The following is a 17,925-nucleotide window of genomic DNA, read 5'->3' on the forward strand; positions in this document are numbered from 1 at the left end:
GAGTGCCCGTTGACTTGGTCGATCCCTGAAGTGGTCATCGGCGGCCTGCCTGGCGATCGGTCACCGCACCGGTGTCGGCGAGCCACCTGACGGTGTCGGTGACCGTGTCGGCGAACGGACGGGGTTTGAGGTCGAGCGTGCTGGCGGCCGGGTCGACCCGGACCGCCGCGCCGACCGTGGCGATCGCCCCGTACTCGGCGGGGATGTGCCACGGCCACGCGGGTTGCACCAGGTCGACGAGCCGCCCGACGGGCGTCATCATCGCCGGGGGCAGGAAGACCGCGGGCAACGCGCGCCCGGTGGCCTCCCTGACCCCGTCCAGGTACTCCCGCATGCTCAGGTAGCGCCCGGGACCGAAGTGCCGCCCGACGGAGTGCTGCCCGTCGGACTGCCGGCCTTCGGAGTGCAGGCCCTCGGACTGCTGCCCGGCGGGATCCGGCCCCGGCACGTCCGGGGACAGCAGCGCCACGTGCAGCGCCGCCGTGTCCCGCACGTCGCCGATCTGCAACCCGCCCGCGGGCCACATCGGCATGATCCCGCGCAACGTGTTGCGCAGCCGCTCGACCTGGTCGCCGAGCTTCGGGTCGTGCGGCCCGAGGAGGGCCGGCGGGTAGCTGACGACCACCGGCGCCCCCTCTTCCTGGTGCCGCCTCGCGATGGCTTCCGACGCGGCCTTGGTCGCCGCGTACGGCTCGCGGGTCGTGCCGACGGGCGACTGCTCGCGGATCACCCGCACACCGGGTGTGAACAGCGCCGCGATGCTCGACACGTGGACGATGCGGCCCGCACCGGCACGGCGGGCGGCGGAGAGCACCACCTCCGTGCCGTGTGCGTTGGTCCGCAGCATCTCCGCCCGCTTGCGCCGGTCGAACGAGTACACCGACGCCGCGTGGACCACCGCGTCCGCGCCGCGCACCGCCGCGGCGACCGACCGCTCGTCGGTCACGTCCCCGACGACGACGTCCAGCGCGTCGGGTGGCACCTCCAACGGTCGCGTGGCGGTGTCCACCGCACCCGCGTCCCGGACCAGCAGGCGGACCCGGTGGCCGGCGCGCACGAGCTCCGCCACCGTGTGCGAGCCGACGAAACCGGTACCTCCGGTGACGGTCACCAGCATGTGCACTCCTTCCCAGAGCGTGCGGACTCGGACGTCAGACCCGGTGGAACGCGCTGCCGTAGAACAACAGCGCCTCCGTGCCCGCGCCCCGGCTGCAACTGAGCACCTGACCCACGAAGATGGTGTGGTCACCACCGTCGTAGGACTGCACCAGGTCGCACTCCAGCCACGCCAGCGAGCCGTTGAGCAGCGGCGCGCCGCTGCGCGGTCCCTCCAGCCAGTCCACCGCGTCGAACTGCTCCGGCCCGAGCGTCCGGCGCTTGTCGGCGAAGTACTTCGCGGTGTCCCGCTGGTCGGCGCTCATGATCGAGACGCCGAACCGCTTGGTGTTGGCGATCGCGTCGTGCATGACCGCCGAGTGGGCGATGCAGGCCAGCACGAGCGGCGGGTCGAGCGACACCGAGGTGAACGCGTTCGCCGTCATGCCGTGCGCGTGCTCGCCGCCGACCGTCAGCACCGTGACCCCGGTCGCGAACAGGGACATGGCGTCCCGCAGCGAGGTCTCCTCCATCGTGGGCGCCGCCTCGTACATGTCCGTCATCCCCCCAGCCCGGCGCGGGCCAGCGCCGGGGCCTCGGCGTAGGGCGTGAGCGCCTTCCGCAGGTCTTCGGGCACCCGCGAGGGCACCGTGTTGGTGTTCGGGCCGCGCATGCACGCGATCCGCTGCCTGCCCTTGGCGACCAGGACCTCCGCGCCGCCGGTGACCTTGACGTAGTCGAAGCTGAACTGGATCTGCGTCTGGGTCAGCTCTTCCAGCCGCATCCGCACCGACAGGTCGTCGAAGAGCGTGATCTCGGAGAAGAACTCGCACTCCACCTTGAGGGTGAACAGCTTGAGGTCGTCCTGGAGGTCCTGCAGCACGCTCGGCGCCTTCTCCTTCAGGAACATCTCCCGGCACCGCCCCTGCCACCGCAGGTAGTTCACGTAGTACACGTTGCCGACGAGGTTGGTCTCCTCGAAACCGACGGTGTGGCGGATCTCGTAGTAGTTGGTCACGTCAGCCCTCCTTGCCCACGAGCACCGCGAACACCACCGGCTCGGCCCGGTCGATGACGGTGGTCACCCAGGTGGCGACCTTGGCGTCGCCGGTCGACAGCACGGCCCAGCCGTCCGGGTGGACCCGGTCGACGGTCAGCGCCTGCGTGGTGGAACCGGTCTTGCGCAGGCACTCCAGGGCACTCCACACGCGAGTGCCGGAGATCGCCGCGGTCTCGCCCACCTCGGAGGTGAGCAGGTCCCGCACGGCGATCAGGTCCTCGCCGAGCAGACCGGTCCAGTCCTCTTCGGACCGGGCCACGGCCTCCTCGACGTCCACGCCGAGGGCGCCGCCCTGTCCCGCCGCGGCGAACGTGATGCCCGCGCTGTGCGAGGCGGACACCTCGACGCCGTCGACCTCGGGCTTGCCGTCGGGCCGGTAGCGCACGTCGACGGGACGGTCCAGCGCCCGGCTCAGCGCGAGCGCGGTCTGCGCCCGGCGCTCCGGCGTGGTGTCGGTCGGGTCGGGCTCGACCACGATCGCGCGGCTGCCGCCCAGGACCCGCTCCAGCGAGCGCTCCAGGTACGAGCCGAGCATGGTCGGCGTCCACGGTCCCGCGCCGTCGCGCTTGCGCACGGCCCGCAGCACCAGCCCTTCCCACCGCTCGACGAGCCGCCCCTCGGGGTCGCGCACGTCGAGGTCGTAGGTGTAGCTGTCGCCGTCCTGCGACCGCTCGCGGGCGTCCAGCACCACGTACTGGGCGAGCTGGTCGACCTGCGCGGCCAGGTAGAGCCGCTCCACGCTCTGCGGCAGCAGCGTGGCGTCGGGGACGCAGCACTGGATGGCGTGCATCATCACGTCCCGCGTGCCCGGGTCGGCCAGCATCCGGTCCTGCGGCAGGAACGGGGCGAACCAGGAGGCGACGGAGGTCGTGGCGACCTCGGCCACCGCGTGCCGGGCGCTCGCCCGCCGGTAGCCCTGCAACCGCTGGAACCGCTTGCCCTGGAACAGGACGCTGCCGTACAGCTCGGTGACCGGGTCGACCGGCACGAGCGGCAGCGCGGGACCGCCGTCGACCACGTCGCCGGGGATCGCCGGCCGCGGGAACCGCAGCCTCGCCCGGAAGTGGTCGGCGGAGAACCCGGTGTCCTCGGCCCGGATCGCCACGTCCACCGTCTCGGCGTCGCGGGCGAGCGCGGCGATCCGCACCGTCAGCGAGCCTCCCGGCCGCACGACCACCGGCCGCAGGAACTCCACGTCCTCCAGCATCGGCGGCGCGTCGTGCCCGGTGAGGGCGGCGGCCACCTGGGTCATGGCCTCCATGCCGATGACGGCCGGGAACAGCAGGTCGCCTTCGAGCAGGTGGTCGCCCAGGTACGGGTCGCTGCCGTCGGACAGGTCGGCCTCGGTGACCAGCTCGACCGCCGGGTAGTGGACCAGGACGCGGTCCACGAACCGGGCCAGCGGCAGCTCGGTGCGCGCCATCTCCAACGTCGGCAGGCCCGCGGCGCGGCCGGAGACCACGAGCACGGGGCCCACGGTCGGGTCGGCCAGCACCTCGCGGAGCACCGCGATGCCCGCTTCGGTGGAGATCGGCGTGATGCCGTCGCGCATCAGCGCCTCGACCACGCCCAGCCGCTCGCCCATGCCCGCGCCGGACCAGACCGACCACTCCAGCGCCAGCACCCTGGCCTGCGGGTGCTTCACGCCGAAGTCGACGGTCAGCTCGCTCATCCAGTCGTTGGCGGTGGAGTAGTGCGCCTCACCGCGCAGCCCCGCCCGGCCGATGATGCTGCCGAACGTGACCAGGAGCTTGATCCGCTCCGGGTCGACGGCGTCGAGCACCGCGTTCAGGCCGGAGATCTTCGGCGCCAGCGTGGCGCGGAAGTCCTCTTCGGACAGTCCGGTCAACGCCTTGGGCTCGTTGCGGCCCGCGCCGTGCAGCACGGCGGTGACCTCGCCCAGCTCGGCGCGGAACCGCGCCACGGCGGCGGCGATCTGCTCGGCGGAGGTCACGTCGGCCCGCTCGTAGACGTGCTTGATGCCGGCCGCGGTCATCCTGGCGAGGTTGCCCGCCAGCTCCGGGTCGGTGGCCGGGTCGGCCCGGCCGAGCAGCGCCAGGGACGCGCCCGAGTCGGTGGCCATCGCGATGGCGCACTCGGCCGTGATGCCCTTGCCGCCACCGGTGACCAGCAGGACGTCGCCCGAGTCGAGCGGCGTTCCTTCCGCCTGACCGGACACCGCCCGCAGCACGGGCACCGTCCGCACGCCGTCGGCGTCGTACCGGACCTGCGAGAAGTCCGTGGTGGCCGCGATCTCGGCCGCCACCCGGCGCACCGCGTCGGTCTCGTCGGCCAAGTCGACCAACGTCACCGGGATGTGCGGCGCCTCCAGGTGCAGCGTGCGGGCCAGGCCCGACGCGCCGAGCTTGTGCTGCACGACCGCGAGCCTGCGGCCGGACGCCAGCACGTCGCGCGCGGCCTCCAGGAACAGGCCGACGTGCGCGTCACCGCCCTCCGGCGGCAGCAGCAGGAGCACGCCGTCGCCGGGCAGGCCGGCCTTCAGCGGCTCGGCCAGCGGGTGGCCCTCCGGGGCGTAGACCGTCCACTCCCCCACCGGTCCGGGCGTCGCCGCGACGAGCTCGCGCTCGACGTGCTCCACCAGGAACGGCCGCACCCACGGCGCGACGCCCGGCACCTCGCCGTTGTCGCGTTCCTCGGCGTGCGCCGTCTCGGCCAGGTTGTCGATCAGGTCGGCCAGCTCGCCCATCCGCACGGTGGCGAAGTTGGTCGTGCCCTCCAGGGCCGGGCGGCCGAGGCTGCGGGTGACCTCGTTGACCAGCTGGCCGACCGTGATCGAGCTCAGGTGCAGGTCGTCCAACGGGTGGGTGTCCGCGGTGATGGCGTCCAGCGGCAGCTCCACGCGCTGCGCGGCCAGGCGGCGCAGCAGTTCCAGCGTGGACTCGCCGTCGGAGCCCTCGGCCGCCTTGGGCTTGGCCGCCTTGGCCGCCGCGGCGGCGTCCTGCTCGGCCGAGCGCAGGCTCGAGTCGAGCGCGGGAGCCGTCTCGCAGGGGCTCGCCAGGAACGTCATCGAGCCGTCCAGCGGCAGGTCGCGGAGGACCCGGTCGCTGAACAGGGCTTCCGTGCGGACCGGCGCGCCGAGCACGTGCGCGGCGGCGACGACGGTCAGCAGCGACGTGAGCGACGCGCTGTCCGTGTCGACCGAGAGCACGGGCTTGTCGGGCGCGATCTCCTCCAGCAGGCCGGTGAGGACGCGGCCGGGGCCGACCTCGACGACCAGGTCGGTCACCGCGGCGGCCTTGGCGGCGGCCTCGTGGAACCGGACCGGGAGGGTGATCTGGTCGCGCAGCAGCTCGCGCAGGTCGACGCCCGCCTCCAGCACCTCACCGGTGACGGTGGAGTGCACCGGGCGGATCAGCCGGCCGAAGTCGAAGTCGACCAGCCGCTCCTGCATGGCCGCCGCCGCCGGGGACACCAGCGGCGAGTGGAACGCGTGGGAGACGTTGATGCGGGTCGCCTGCACGCCCGCGGCACGGGCCACCGCGGTCACCCGGTCCACGGCCTCGGCCGGGCCGGACAGCACCGTCTGCGACGGGCCGTTGTAGCCGGCGATCACGACGTCCTCGCCGGCCGCCAGCTCGAGCGCGCGCTCGGGCGTCGTGGCCAGGCCGGCCATCGCGCCGCCGCCCTTGCTCGCGCTCGCCATGACGCGACCGCGCTCGGCGGCCAGCGACAGCACCCGGTTGGCGCTGAGCGCGCCGCCCCAGTGCACCGCGGACAGCTCGCCGAGGCTGTGCCCGACCGCCGTGTGCGCCTCGATGCCCAGTTCCCGCAACACGTTCAGCGCGGCGAGCGAACCGGCGACGATGCGCGGCTGCGCCACCTCCGTGGCGACCTGGTCGCCGTCGGTGGGCAGGCCCGCGGACTGGAAGACCTCGTCGGCGACCGGGAAGCGGCGGCGGATCGCGCCGACCGTGCCGCGGCCGGAGCCCTGGCCCGGGAACAGGAACGCCAGGCGCGGCGCCGTGGTCCGGTCGTCCAGGAACACGCCGTCGGCGGCGTCGAAGAGCGTGGTGCCCTCGCTGACCGCGACGATCAGCTTCTCGACCTTGCGCTCGGCCTCCTCGGGCGTGCGGGCCACGACGGCGCCGCGCAGCGACGAACCGCCGAGCCGTGCCGCCAGCGCCGACGCCAGGTCGCCCAGCTCGGCGTACGCCAGCTTGGGCAGCAGGGCGGCGACCTCGGCGACGCGGTCCTTCAGCGTCGTGCGGTCCGGCGCGTCGAACAGCAGCACCTCGGCGTCCTGGCGACCGGAGACCAGCGCCTTCGTGCGGACGTCGAGCTGCTCGCGGCGAGGCGCGTCGGGCGCGGCCTCCAGGGCGATGTGGGTGTTGATGCCACCGAAGCCCATGGCCGACACGCCGGCGCGCACCGGCTGGTCCTCCGGCCACAGCTCGGCTTCGAGCGGCACGTACATCACCGCGTCGCCGGCGGTCAGCTTCGGGTGCGGGTCGTAGTGGCCCGTGCCCGGCGGGATGACCTGGTGGTGCACGGCGAGGGCCGCCTTGATCAGTCCGGCGACCCCCGCCGCTGCCTTGGTGTGCCCGAAGTTGCCCTTGACGGTGCTCAGCGCGGCGGGCCGGGCGTCCGGGTTCGCCATGCGGCGGGCCGAGGACAACGCCTCGATCTCCGTCTCGTCGCCCAGCGCCGTGCCGGTGCCGTGGCCCTCGAAGTAGGACACCGACTCCAGGCCGTAGCCCGCGCGGCCGTAGGCGCGGTGCAGGGCCAGGCGGTGGCCCTCGGCCTCGGGACGGGTGATGCCGCCCTTGCCGTCCGACGAGACGCCCCAGCCGGCGATGGTCGCGTAGATCCGCGCGCCCTTGGCCAGCGCGTCCTCCTCGCGCATCAGCACGAGCGAACCGGCGCCCTCCCCCGGCCAGAAGCCGTTGGAGTTCTTGTCGTAGACCTTCATGACGTCCTTGGCCAGCGCGCCGGTCTTGGCGAAGCCGATGACCTCGAACGGGTCGATCGAGAGGTCCACACCGCCCGCGATGGCCACGTCCATGTCGCCCTCGACGAGCGACTTGGCGGCCGTGGCGACCGACAGCAACGACGAGGAGCACGCGCCGTCGACGGTGTAGCCGCCGCCGCGCAGGTCGAAGTAGTTGCAGATGCGGCCCGCGATGGTGTTGGCGAGGCCGCCCGCCAGGGTGTCCTCGTTGATCTCCGGGAACGGCGCCTTGTAGTCCACTTCCAGCTCGGCCAGGAAGCCCGCGATCTCGTCCTCGGGCCAGCCCTTGCCGGTCAGCGCCGCGGCGACCGTGCGCCGCACGTACGGCCAGCGCAGCCGCATCACGTTCGCGCGGGAGAACTCACCGGTGAGGCTGTTGCCCAGCACCACGCCCGTGGTCCGGTTCGGCAGGCCCACGCCGTCGGGGAAGCCCGCGTCGGCCAGCGCCTGGGCCGTCACGTCGAGCGCGAGCCAGTGCGTCAGGTCCGTGGAGCGGAACGTGCTGCCGGCCACGCGGTAGCGAACCCGGTCGAACTCGAAGTCTCGCAGCACCGCCGCCTTCGTGGTGTAGAAGCGGTCGGGTGCCTCGGGGTCGGGGGAGTAGTAGTCCGCCTGGTTCATCCGCTCGTCGGGCAGCCTGCGGAAGGCCCGACGCCCGGCCAGGACGTTCTCCCACAGTTCCCCGGTGGAACCGGCATCGGGGTAGCGCAGGCCGATGCCGACGATTGCGATCCGCTCACTGCTCATGCTTTCACCGTCTTTGAGGACATCGGGGGTTCTGGATGGTCCGAAAAAAATGCTGCCGTGCGGCAATACGACAAACACACACGGCACTTCGTAAAAGTGCGCAACGTAAGACTGCACGACCGCCCGACGACACTGCTTCTCCGATTTTGCCCTGCTGACCTGCGCTTTTTCCATAACAGCGTGATTTGAATTCTTCATGTGACGGGCGAGTGGCCACGACGTGTCACCGACCCCTGCCCGCCGACCCTCGGCAGCCCGCAAACCTGCGGGCTCGTCCGGCTGCGCGCCGGAGTGCCGCTCGACGTGGACCGTTCGGCCCAGCGGGTGCGCACAACGGAAGAAGTAATCGAGACATAACACTGGGATGCTTTGCAGGCCCCCGGATCGACGCAGCAAAAGGGGCTCCACGTCGGCCACCAGATTGCTCCGGAGAGGGATCACATGGTGCGCACCGGAACCAACCGACTCACCCAACGGGAGTCCAGCACGACGGCCGTGGCCACGTCGTCGTTCGTCAACGGCCACTTCCCCGACAGGCGGGGGCTCATCGTCCTGCTCAGCTCGATCGCGGGCTTCCTGCTGACCGTCGTGTGGTCGGCGCAGTTCGTCGACTCGACCATCGGCGACAGCGTGGCCAACACCCTGCTCGGCCACGACGCCAAGGAGACCCCGATCCAGGGCATCGCGGCGGGCATCGCCTTCGCGTTCGTCAGCGGCATCGCGGGCACGTTCACCGCCTGCAACATCGCCGCGTTCGGCGCCGTCGCGCCCATGCTCGGCTCCACCGGGTCGCGCTGGGCGAAGCTGGCCGCGACGCTCAAGCCGGTCGGCTGGCTGGCCGTCGGCATGATCCCGGTGTCCGCGCTGTACGGGGTGCTGGTCGGGATCGTCGGCACGCGGATGCCGCAGTTCGCCACCGCGGCCAACGTGCCGGGCACGCTGAGCAGCCGGAGCATCCAGTCGCTGATCGTCTTCGGCGTCATCGGGCTCGTGATGGTCTACATGGGGCTCGCCGCGCTCGGCCTCGTGCGCGACCCGTTCCGCAAGATCGCCAAGCGGTTCCCGAACGCCCCGATGGTGTTCATGGGCGTGCTGATCGGCGGGTTCCTCATCGGTCGCCCGTTCGGCCTGTTCCGGCAGATGTTCCGTGACGCCGCGGAGAGCCACAACCCCCTCTACGGCGCCGCAGCGTTCACCCTTCAGTCGGTAGGCAACATCGTCATCATGGCCATACTGTTCCTCGTGCTGGCGTACTTCACCGGCGGCCGTTTGCAGCGGTGGCTCTCCGCCAAGCCGAGCCGGATCGCCACCGTGACGGCCGTCGCGCTGATCGTCGCCGGCGTCTTCACCTTCATGTACTGGGACATCAGGATGCTGGCCCGGCGGGAGATCATCCCGTGGTACCCGACGGCGCCGTGGTCCTGATCGCGTCGAGGGGAACAACCACACCATGGGCATTCCGACCGAGCCGATCGGCAGCGTCCCGCGGCCCGCGAAGCTCCTCAAGGGCTTCCAGGACCACGCGGAAGGCCGCATCGACGCCGCAGCGCTGCGCGAACTGACCGACGAGGCGTTAGCGGACACGGTCAGCCGGTTCGAGGGCACCGGTTCGCCGGTGCTCACCGACGGCGAGCAGGACAAGCCGAGCTTCCTGACCTACCCGGTAGCGGGCATCCCGGACCTGGCGGCGGGCGGCGCGGTCGTGCCGTTCGCCGACGGGCACACCCGGGAGCTGCCGGTGCTGACGAGCGGCCCGTTCCGCTACTCCGCGCACGCCGTTGACCTGCTGCGGGCCACGCAGCAGCTCACGGCGCTGCCGGTGAAGCAGCCGGTGATCGCGCCGTCGGCGCTGGCCCTGCTCTACCCGGGCGACGGGATCGACGGCTACTCGCGTGACGAGTTCATCGCGGACCTCGTCAACGAGACCGAGGCGGACATCCGCGCCTGCCTGGACGCGGGGGCGGCCGTGGTGCAGCTGGACTTCACCGAGGGGCGGCTGTCGCTCAAGCTCGACCCGTCGGGCGGGCTGCTGCGCGACTTCGTGTCGCTCAACAACGCGGTGCTGGAGCGGTTCTCCGAGGCGGACCGGGCCAGGATCGGGCTGCACACCTGCCCCGGCGGCGACTGGGACTCCACGCACAGCGCGGACGTCGACTACGCCGACCTGCTGCCGGACCTGTTCCGGATCAAGGCCGGCCGGTTCTACGTGCAGCTGGCCAGCGAGCCCGACCGCCGCCGGGTGCTGGAGATCATCAAGGAGCACCTGCCCGCCGACGCGCAGGTCTTCATCGGCGTGACCGACCCGATCGACCCGCGGGTGGAGACGCCCGAGGAGGTGCGCGACCGCGTGCTGGAGGCGGCCGAGTTCATCCCCGTCGACCGGCTGGGCACCTGCGACGACTGCGGGTTCGCCCCGTTCGCCGACGACACCTCGACCTCCCGTGACACGGCGTTCGCCAAGATCGCCGCCCGCGTCGAGGGCACGAAGCTCGCCGAGGTGGCGCTGGGTCTCTGAGTCGCGATCACACGACGCCGGGGCAGCCGCGATTCGCGGTCGTCCCGGCGTCGTCGCGTGCGCCCGTCACACCGCGCTTCTTTCGCCGCCGACGTGCGAACAGCAATGCGCGAGAAGAGGAACGCAGTCGCGTAACGCTGTAATGCATAAATACGTTTCCCTTCACGCCCCCAAGGCACGGAGGGAGTAGGCGGCGCGTCACCGGCGCCGAGACGATCGCAGGTGGGGCGGCGTCGTGCCGCCCGGCCGAATCGCACGACAGGGGCGAGGATGACCAACACCACTGGCCGCCTGGCGCGGCTGCCCGGACTGGTGCTGCGCTGCGCGTGGGTCGGCGTCATCGTGTTCTGCTACGGCCTGCTCATCGCCGGTTCGGCGGTCGGCGCGCGCTTCCGTCGTTCGAAGGACGGGCGTGGCCTGCGCGACGGCGACCGGTGGGTCAGGATGCTGACCCGCCTCGGGCCCTCCTACATCAAGATCGGCCAGCTGCTGAGCACCCGGCGGGACCTGCTGCCCGAAGAGGTCACCACCCCGCTCGGCCGGCTCACCGACGGCGCGTCGCCGCCGAGCAAGCGGCGGATCGAGCGCGCCGTCCGGCACGCCTACCGCGACCGGCCGTGGCCGTTCCGCGAGTTCGACTGGGCTCCGGTCGCCAGCGGCAGCATCGCGACCGTCCACGAAGCCGTGACGCTGGACGGCAGGCACGTCGCGGTCAAGGTGCGGCGTCCCGGCATCGAGCGCGTGATGTGGCAGGACTTCACCCTGACCGCCTCGGCGATGAGCCTCATGGGGATGCTGCCCAAGCTGCGCAAGATGCCGTTCAAGCTCATGCACGGCCAGGTCGGCGGCGCGATCCTGCGGCAGCTCGACTTCGAGGCCGAGGCCGCGTCCCTCACCGCGCTGCGGGCCAACCTGGAGGGTGGCAGCCGCAACGTCACCATCCCGGCGCCGCTGCCGGAGCTGTGCACGGCCGAGACCGTGGTCATGGAGTTCATCAGCGACCTGCGGCGCTTCGAGCCCGGCGAGCTGGACCTCGACACCCGGCGCTCGGTGCAGCGGGCGGTGCTGGGCACGGTCTACGAGATGCTGTTCATCGACGGCCTCGTGCACTGCGACCTGCACCCGGGCAACCTGTACTTCGACCTCAACGCCGACCTGGTGATGCTGGACGCCGGCTTCGTCATCCAGCTGCCCGACCCGGTGCGCCGGTCGTTCGCGGACTTCTTCATCAACATGGCGATGGGCGACGGCTGGATGTGCGCCCAGATCGTCATCGAGAGCGCCGCCGAGGTCGCCGACGACTGCGACCTGGAGGGCTTCCGCACCGCGCTCGGCGAGCTGGTGTCGGAGACGTCGGGCGCGAAGTCCGGCGAGTTCGACCTGGCCACGTTCGCCGGCCGGCTGTTCGACCTGCAGCGCCGGTTCGGCCTCTTCCCGGCGCCGGAGTTCGCCTTCCCCCTGCTCTCGCTGCTGGTCATCGAGGGCATGATCAAGGGCTTCGACTCCGACCTCGACTTCCAGGCCGAGGCCATCCCGGTCCTGCGCCGCCGCAACATCCCTCGTGACGCCCCAACCGCTGTCGAAAGGTGAGTCGAGCATGGACGCAACCACCCACGTCCGGGTTCCGCTGGTCGAGGAGGGTCAGGCCGAAGGCCGCCTCGCCGAGCTGTACGCCGACATCAAGAGCAACACCAACCTGCCGTTCGTGCCCGACATGTTCCGCCTGCTGTCCACCCGGCCGGACCTGCTCGAAGGCGTCGTGGCCGGCTACAAGGGCATGTTCATCACCGGCATCATGCCGCGGCAGACGCGCGAGCTGATCGCCGCGTGGACGTCGAAGGTCAACGAGTGCCCGTACTGCGTCGGCACGCACAACTTCTTCTTCCAGGCGTTCGGCGGCCCCGAGGAGACCGCGAAGGCCGTCGAGTCCGCGGCGTCCGTCGAGGAGCTGCCGGTGGACGAGAAGCACAAGGTCCTGCTGCGCCTGCTCACCAAGCTGAGCAAGGAGGCGTACAAGATCACCGACGCCGACTGGAAGCTGGCCACGGACGCGGGCTGGAGCTCCGAGGAGCTGCTGGAGGGCTTCTTCATCGCCGGGATGTTCAACTTCATCACCCGCATGGTCGACGGCCTCGGCCTCGGTTTCTCGGTGGCGGCGAGCCGGGTGTCGCAGCAGGAGGTCCCGACCGGAGGTGAGGCGTGACGGCGTCCCGCGCGGTTCTGATCACCGGCGTCAACTCCTCGGGCGGGCTGTCGTCCGGCACCGGTCGCGCCACCGCGTTGCGCCTGCACCGCGCCGGCTGGCCGGTGTACGCCACCGGTCGCGACCTGGACGGGCTGAAGGACCTCGCCGACGAGGGCATCACCACGCTGCAGGTGGACGTCACCGACGAGGAGTCGATGGCCGCCGCGGTGAAGCGGATCACCGAGGACCACGGCGCGGTCGGCGTCCTGGTGAACAACGCCGCCTACAGCCTCAACGGCACGATCGGCGAGACGCCGATCGAGCAGGTGCGCCGACAGTTCGAGACGAACTTCTTCGGCCTGTCCCGGATGACGCAGCTGGTGCTGCCCGGCATGCGCGAGCAGCGGTCCGGGCGGATCATCATGATGTCGTCGATCTTCGGCCTGTTCGCCACCCCCGGCCGCGGCTACTACCAGGCGACCAAGCACGCCCTGGAGGCCATCAGCGACTCGCTGCGGCTGGAGGTGAAGCCGTGGGACATCAAGGTGTCCATCATCGAGCCGTCGCCGATCCTCGGCTCGTTCGTGCCGACGACGGTCGGCGACCTCGGCCTGGACACCGACAGCGACCTGTACGCCGACTTCTGGGAGCGGTTCGTCGTGTGGCACGGCGCCTACCGCGAGGTCGACAAGCCCAAGGGCCGCGGTCGCACGGCGGTGCGCTCCGGCAAGGTCGCGGAGACCATCGAGAAGGCCATCACGGACCCCAACCCGAAGATCCGCTACCGGCTCGGCCTCCCGACCCACCTGCTGAAGCCGCAGCGCGCGATCTTCGGCGACCGGGCCTGGGAGGTTTTCGTCACCAAGTTCTTCCCCCAGCCCTGACCGTCTTTTTCCTGCCACAAGCGAAGCGGCTCCGGACCGAGAGGTTCCGGAGCCGCTTCGCTTCGTCGGAGGGATCAGCCCTCACGCAGCCAGGCCGCCATCCGCTCCCCGATCATGATCGAGGTGAGGTTGGTGTTGGCGCGCACCGTGCTCGGCATGATGGACGAGTCGGCGACGTACAGGGACTCGATGCCGTGCACCGCGCCCCGCTCGTCGACGACCGAGTCCGGGTCCGAGGCCGGGCCCATCCGGACCGTGCCGACCGGGTGGTAAGCGCTGTCCAGACTGGTCTTCACGTACTGCCGCACCATGTCGTCGTTGTCGATCATGGCGTCCCGCAGCACCACGAAGCCCTGGCCGAGCTTCATGATGTCCGGGTGGTGCGCCAGCTTCCACGCCGTGCGGACGCCGTCGACGAGGATGTCCATCTCGCGCTCGTCGTCGAGGAAGTTCAGCACGATCGTCGGCTGGGCCGTCGGGTCGGCGGACGGCAGCGTGATCCGGCCGCGGGAGCCGGGGCGCTGCGACACCACCATCACGCCGAGGATCTCGGTGGCGCCCGCCAGCATCTGCAGCTCCGGGAAGTGCGCCAGCGAGAAGTGGTTGACCATGTAGTACTGCAGGTCGTTGAACTCGCCGGTGACCGGCGACGTGGTCCGCAGGATCTGCTGGAGGAACGCCTCGGTCGGGTCGATCACCCCCGGCTGCGGCACCAGGAACGCGCCGGTCCGCTGGTGGTCGACCAGGTTGCCGCCCACGCCCGACAGGTCCGCCCGGACGTCGATGCCCAGCCGGCGCAGGTCCTCGGCCGGGCCGATGCCGGAGCGCAGCAGGATCATCGGCGACGCGACCGCGCCGGTGGCCAGGATGACCCGGCGGCCCTCGATGAGCTCGTAGGAGCCCCCTTGCGCCGCCGCCATGACGCCGATCGCCTTCGCGCCCTCGAACACGACCCGGTCGACCGTCGTGCCGCCCCTGATCTCCAGGTTCGGCCGCTGCCGGATCAGCCGCAGGTACGTCGTCCCGGTCGTGGCCCGGTGCACGGTGTCGTGCCGGGTGGACGGGATGGAGCCGACGCCGGTCGCGTCCGGGTGGTTGTGGTCCTTGACCTCCGGGAAGCCCGCCTCCAGGCAGGCCTCGACGAACGCCGTCTGGCCCGGCGACAGCTCCTCGGGCTTCCACCGGCGGATCGGCATCGGGCCGCCGCCGCCGTGGAACTCGCTGTCGCCGAAGTCGTAGTCGTTCTCCAGCTTGCGGAAGTACGGCAGCACCTCCTCGTAGGACCACCCAGGGTTCCCGGCGGCGGCCCAGTCGTCGTAGTCCTCCGCGACACCGCGCAGACCCACCGTCGCGCCGACCGCCGACGAACCGCCGGAGAGCTTGCCACGGGGGAAGCGGATGCGGCGGCCGTCGTGGACGTCCGCCCGGAAGGTCCAGTCATTGCCGTCGAACGACATCGCGCGGCCGTAGAAGATCTCCTCCGGCAGATCCTCCGGCTCGACGTAGTCCGGGCCGCCCTCCAGGAGCAGCACGCGTCGCGCGGGATCCTCGGTCAGCCGGGCCGCGAGCGCCGCACCGGCCGACCCGGCGCCGACGATGATGTCGTCATATTGAGCCGTCATAAGCAGTCCTCGAAAGATTGGGCGCTTCGGGCGCAGGGTTCTGCGACCCACCCGCCGAGCGTCGCACCGGCCGCGATGACCTTGCTACTCGCGCGTTGCTCGGCGTGACACGGCGGGCGTCCACAACGGACGACAAGTAGAGGCCCCCTCGGTTCCGCCGGCCCGGAGCACGCCGGAAATTCCCCTCCCACCAGGAATACCGCACCACGCGGCCACCTTCTCCGATCATGCCTACTTCGCCGCCATCCGCACCACACCAGGCCCTGGTGGGCACGCTGGGAGTAGGACACCGGCACCCGATCCGGCGACCATTTCATTTAGTCCGAATCGCCGCGGCCACCCGTGGCGGGACGAAGGGAGCGAACATTGTCCAGCCCTTGGGGGGCGCTCCGGCGCCGCATCCTGACTCCCAACATTTCCGCGACGAAGCTGTCCGTACGTGGATTCCACTACAAGGACGAGACCGCGCGGGAACTGCTGGAAACGGTCGGCCGCTCCTTCTTGGAGGGCTACGGCTACGCCGCCGAGTCACGCGTGCCGGTCGAGGCGGAGGAAAAGCTGGAGCAGATGCCCTACAAGTTCCGCGGCTTCGCCTACGAGGGCGCCGGCATGGGCTTCGCGGTGCGCGACGCGCTGCCGTTCGGCCGGGGCGGGCGGACCGGGCGGTTCCTCCAGGGCCGGGCCAAGGCGCACGACTACATGGTCCTCGTCGGCGTCGGCTGGGCGATGGCCCGGGTGCCGAGGTCCCGCTGGTCCAAGCTCGGGCTGGACGACGACCCGTTGCTGCGCTGGCTCGCGCTCGACGGCTACGGGTTCCACCAGGCGTTCTTCCACACCGGCAAGTACGTCCACGAGCAGTACCGCGAGCCGGCCTTCCCGTGGCCCACCGACGGCTCCAGCTGGTACTCGCCCCGCGGCATCGACCAGGGCATCGGCCGGGCCATGTGGTTCGTCGGCGGCGCCGACCCGAAGGTCGTGGCCGACCTGATCGAGGGGTTCGCGGAGGAGCGCCACGCCGACCTGTACGCGGGCTCGGGGCTGGCCGCGACCTACGCGGGCGGCCTGCCCGAGAGCGAGCTGCGGTGGTACGCCGACCGCGTCGGCCAGTACCTGCCCAACGTCGCGCAGGGCAGTGCGTTCGCCGCCACCGCGCGGGTGGACCAGGGCCTCGTCGTCGACCACACCGGTGTGGCGACCAAGGTCTTCTGCGACATGACGCCCGAAGAGGCGGCGAAGTTGTGCCACGACACCAGGCCGCCGGCGGTCGCCGAGCTGCCCGAACACCCCGGTGTCCCGGCGTTCGAGATCTGGCGCAAGCGCATCACCGCGGCCTTCACCAGCGATGCGGATGTGACGACATGACGACGACAGACATGGCGGGGGCGCGCCGGGCCGTGCCCGGTCCGCCGCGCAGCGAGACCCTGAGCCTGTTGGCCAGGATGGCGCGCGACCGCCTCTCCGTGATGACCAACGTGTCCCAGCAGTACGGCGACGCGGTCCGGCTGCGGCTCGGCCCGAAGTCGATGTACTTCTTCAACCACCCCGACCACGCCAAGTACGTGCTGGCCGACAACCCCGGCAACTTCGTCAAGGGCATCGGTCTCGTGCACGCGCGCCGCGCGCTCGGCGACGGCCTGCTGACCAGCGAGGGCGAGCTGTGGAAGGCCCAGCGCAAGACGATGCAGCCGGTCTTCCAGGCCAAGCGGATCGCGGGCAAGGCCGACGTGATCGCGCAGGAGGCCGCGGGGCTGGTCGCCAAGCTGCGCGCGCACCGCGGCGGTGAGCCGATCGACATCAGCGAGGAGATGACCGGGCTGACGCTCGGCGTGCTCGGCCGCGCCCTGCTCGACGCCGACCTCGGCGCGTTCGAGTCGATCGGGCACTCGTTCGAGGCGGTCCAGGACCAGGCGATGTTCGAGATGATGTCGCTGAGCACGGTGCCGCACTGGGTGCCGCTGCCCATCCAGCGGCGCTTCCACCGCGCCCGGGCCGACCTGGACCGCATCGTCGCCCAGCTGGCCGACGAGCGCCGTGCGAACCCGACCGCCGAGGGCGACGACGTCTTATCCCGGCTGATCGAAGCCACCAAGAACGAGCCCGACCAGGAGGTCGCGCACCAGCGGATGCGCGACGAGATGGTGACGTTGCTGCTCGCCGGGCACGAGACGACCGCGAGCACGCTCAGCTGGACGTTCCACCTGGCGGACAAGCACCCCGAGGTGTGGGAGCGGATGCACGCCGAGGCCGTCGAGGTGCTGGGCGACCGGCAGCCGACGTTCCAGGACATCCCGCGGCTGCGGTACACGACCCAGGTGATCCAGGAGGTCATGCGGCTGTACCCGCCGGTGTGGATCCTGCCGCGGGTGACCCGCGAGGAGGACGAGATCGGCGGGTACCACGTGCCGGCCGGCGCGGACGTGCTGATCTGCCCGTACACCCTGCACCGGCACCCCGGGTTCTGGGAGGAGCCCGACCGGTTCGACCCCGACCGGTTCTCCCCCGGCCGGTCGTCCGGGCGGTCGCGGTACGCCTACATCCCGTTCGGCGCCGGTCCGCGCGTGTGCGTCGGCAGCGGCCTCGGGATGATGGAGGCGACGATCGTGGCCGCCAGCGTGGTGCGCGAGCTGCGACTGTCCACAGTGGCCGGTTACGAGGTGCGCGGCGAGCCGATGCTGACGCTGCGCGTGCGCGGCGGGCTGCCGATGACCGTGCGATCGGCCGCGTGAGGCGCGTGGCGACGTCTGCGCCGGTCGGTGCCGCGAGCCGCGGCCTCACGTCGACCTGACCCGGCGGGCGGGGAATCACCGACGGGTCGGGCCGGGGAGTGCATGTCCGCGAAGGGGCGGAC

At 71.3% G+C, this 17,925-nt stretch carries 12 protein-coding genes; 7 read left to right on the top strand and 5 right to left on the bottom strand.

All coding sequences use genetic code 11. From position 1 onward, the window contains the following. Nucleotides 1-34: 34 nt before the first annotated feature. From ADK67_RS12355 to ADK67_RS12370, 4 genes are read right to left on the bottom strand one after another with little or no spacing between them, the layout of a single operon-like run. Nucleotides 35-1,117 (bottom strand): SDR family NAD(P)-dependent oxidoreductase, encoded by a 1,083-nt coding sequence (locus tag ADK67_RS12355; protein ID WP_053716537.1) that lies wholly within the window; start codon nucleotides 1,115-1,117, stop codon nucleotides 35-37. A gap of 34 nt (nucleotides 1,118-1,151) precedes the next feature. After that, nucleotides 1,152-1,658, bottom strand: a complete 507-nt coding sequence (locus ADK67_RS12360; protein WP_053716538.1) for a flavin reductase family protein — start codon at nucleotides 1,656-1,658, stop codon at nucleotides 1,152-1,154. After that, complete coding sequence (locus ADK67_RS12365) at nucleotides 1,655-2,113, bottom strand: acyl-CoA thioesterase (RefSeq protein ID WP_053716539.1); 459 nt, start codon at nucleotides 2,111-2,113, stop codon at nucleotides 1,655-1,657. The genes ADK67_RS12360 and ADK67_RS12365 overlap by 4 nt, the downstream gene beginning before the upstream one ends. 1 nt (nucleotide 2,114) lies before the next feature. Further along, a complete protein-coding gene (locus ADK67_RS12370) occupies nucleotides 2,115-7,871 on the bottom strand; it encodes a type I polyketide synthase (protein WP_053716540.1) in 5,757 nt (1,918 codons plus the stop codon). Nucleotides 7,872-8,366: 495 nt separating this feature from the next. Here ADK67_RS12370 and ADK67_RS12375 point away from each other — a divergent pair, with 495 nt between their 5' ends. The 5 genes from ADK67_RS12375 (at nucleotide 8,367) to ADK67_RS12395 (ending at nucleotide 13,455) form a co-directional block, all read left to right on the top strand. Continuing rightward, nucleotides 8,367-9,296 carry a hypothetical protein gene (locus ADK67_RS12375; protein WP_053716594.1) on the top strand — a complete coding sequence of 310 codons (930 nt, stop codon included), beginning with the start codon at nucleotides 8,367-8,369 and terminating at the stop codon, nucleotides 9,294-9,296. 25 nt (nucleotides 9,297-9,321) lie between these two features. Then, nucleotides 9,322-10,386, top strand: a complete 1,065-nt coding sequence (locus ADK67_RS12380) for a cobalamin-independent methionine synthase II family protein (protein WP_053716541.1) — start codon at nucleotides 9,322-9,324, stop codon at nucleotides 10,384-10,386. A 270-nt stretch (nucleotides 10,387-10,656) separates the two neighbouring features. After that, nucleotides 10,657-11,976: an ABC1 kinase family protein gene (locus ADK67_RS12385; RefSeq protein ID WP_053716542.1), complete on the top strand. Its 1,320-nt coding sequence runs from the start codon at nucleotides 10,657-10,659 to the stop codon at nucleotides 11,974-11,976. 7 nt (nucleotides 11,977-11,983) lie between these two features. Then, nucleotides 11,984-12,589 (top strand): carboxymuconolactone decarboxylase family protein, encoded by a 606-nt coding sequence (locus ADK67_RS12390; RefSeq protein WP_053716543.1) that lies wholly within the window; start codon nucleotides 11,984-11,986, stop codon nucleotides 12,587-12,589. Beyond that, nucleotides 12,586-13,455, top strand: coding sequence for an SDR family oxidoreductase (locus ADK67_RS12395; protein ID WP_053716544.1), 870 nt, complete (start codon nucleotides 12,586-12,588; stop codon nucleotides 13,453-13,455). Before ADK67_RS12390 ends, ADK67_RS12395 begins: the two co-directional genes overlap by 4 nt. A 74-nt stretch (nucleotides 13,456-13,529) precedes the next feature. Here ADK67_RS12395 and ADK67_RS12400 read toward each other — a convergent pair whose 3' ends face one another. Further along, nucleotides 13,530-15,077: a GMC family oxidoreductase gene (locus ADK67_RS12400; protein WP_053716545.1), complete on the bottom strand. Its 1,548-nt coding sequence runs from the start codon at nucleotides 15,075-15,077 to the stop codon at nucleotides 13,530-13,532. A 366-nt stretch (nucleotides 15,078-15,443) separates the two neighbouring features. On the opposite strand from ADK67_RS12400, the gene ADK67_RS12405 reads away from it, so the two are divergent. Together ADK67_RS12405 and ADK67_RS12410 are read left to right on the top strand one after the other, a co-directional pair. Continuing rightward, the gene (locus ADK67_RS12405; protein ID WP_053716546.1) at nucleotides 15,444-16,439 is read left to right on the top strand and encodes a DUF1702 family protein; all 996 of its coding nucleotides are present in this window, start codon (nucleotides 15,444-15,446) and stop codon (nucleotides 16,437-16,439) included. Then, the gene (locus tag ADK67_RS12410) at nucleotides 16,436-17,803 is read left to right on the top strand and encodes a cytochrome P450 (RefSeq protein WP_082403412.1); all 1,368 of its coding nucleotides are present in this window, start codon (nucleotides 16,436-16,438) and stop codon (nucleotides 17,801-17,803) included. The genes ADK67_RS12405 and ADK67_RS12410 overlap by 4 nt, the downstream gene beginning before the upstream one ends. The last annotated feature ends 122 nt before the right edge of the window (nucleotides 17,804-17,925 follow it).

The organism is Saccharothrix sp. NRRL B-16348 (genome assembly GCF_001280085.1).
Lineage (GTDB): Bacteria > Actinomycetota > Actinomycetes > Mycobacteriales > Pseudonocardiaceae > Actinosynnema.

Bases quoted from the DNA above. Each gene is read 5' to 3' on its own strand.
- ADK67_RS12355 (WP_053716537.1), bottom strand. From the start codon at position 1,117: ATGCTGGTGACCGTCACCGGAGGTACCGGTTTCGTCGGCTCGCACACG.
- ADK67_RS12410 (WP_082403412.1), top strand. From the start codon at position 16,436: ATGACGACGACAGACATGGCGGGGGCGCGCCGGGCCGTGCCCGGTCCG.
- ADK67_RS12370 (WP_053716540.1), bottom strand. From the start codon at position 7,871: ATGAGCAGTGAGCGGATCGCAATCGTCGGCATCGGCCTGCGCTACCCC.
- ADK67_RS12400 (WP_053716545.1), bottom strand. From the start codon at position 15,077: ATGACGGCTCAATATGACGACATCATCGTCGGCGCCGGGTCGGCCGGT.
- ADK67_RS12390 (WP_053716543.1), top strand. From the start codon at position 11,984: ATGGACGCAACCACCCACGTCCGGGTTCCGCTGGTCGAGGAGGGTCAG.
- ADK67_RS12380 (WP_053716541.1), top strand. From the start codon at position 9,322: ATGGGCATTCCGACCGAGCCGATCGGCAGCGTCCCGCGGCCCGCGAAG.
- ADK67_RS12360 (WP_053716538.1), bottom strand. From the start codon at position 1,658: ATGACGGACATGTACGAGGCGGCGCCCACGATGGAGGAGACCTCGCTG.
- ADK67_RS12385 (WP_053716542.1), top strand. From the start codon at position 10,657: ATGACCAACACCACTGGCCGCCTGGCGCGGCTGCCCGGACTGGTGCTG.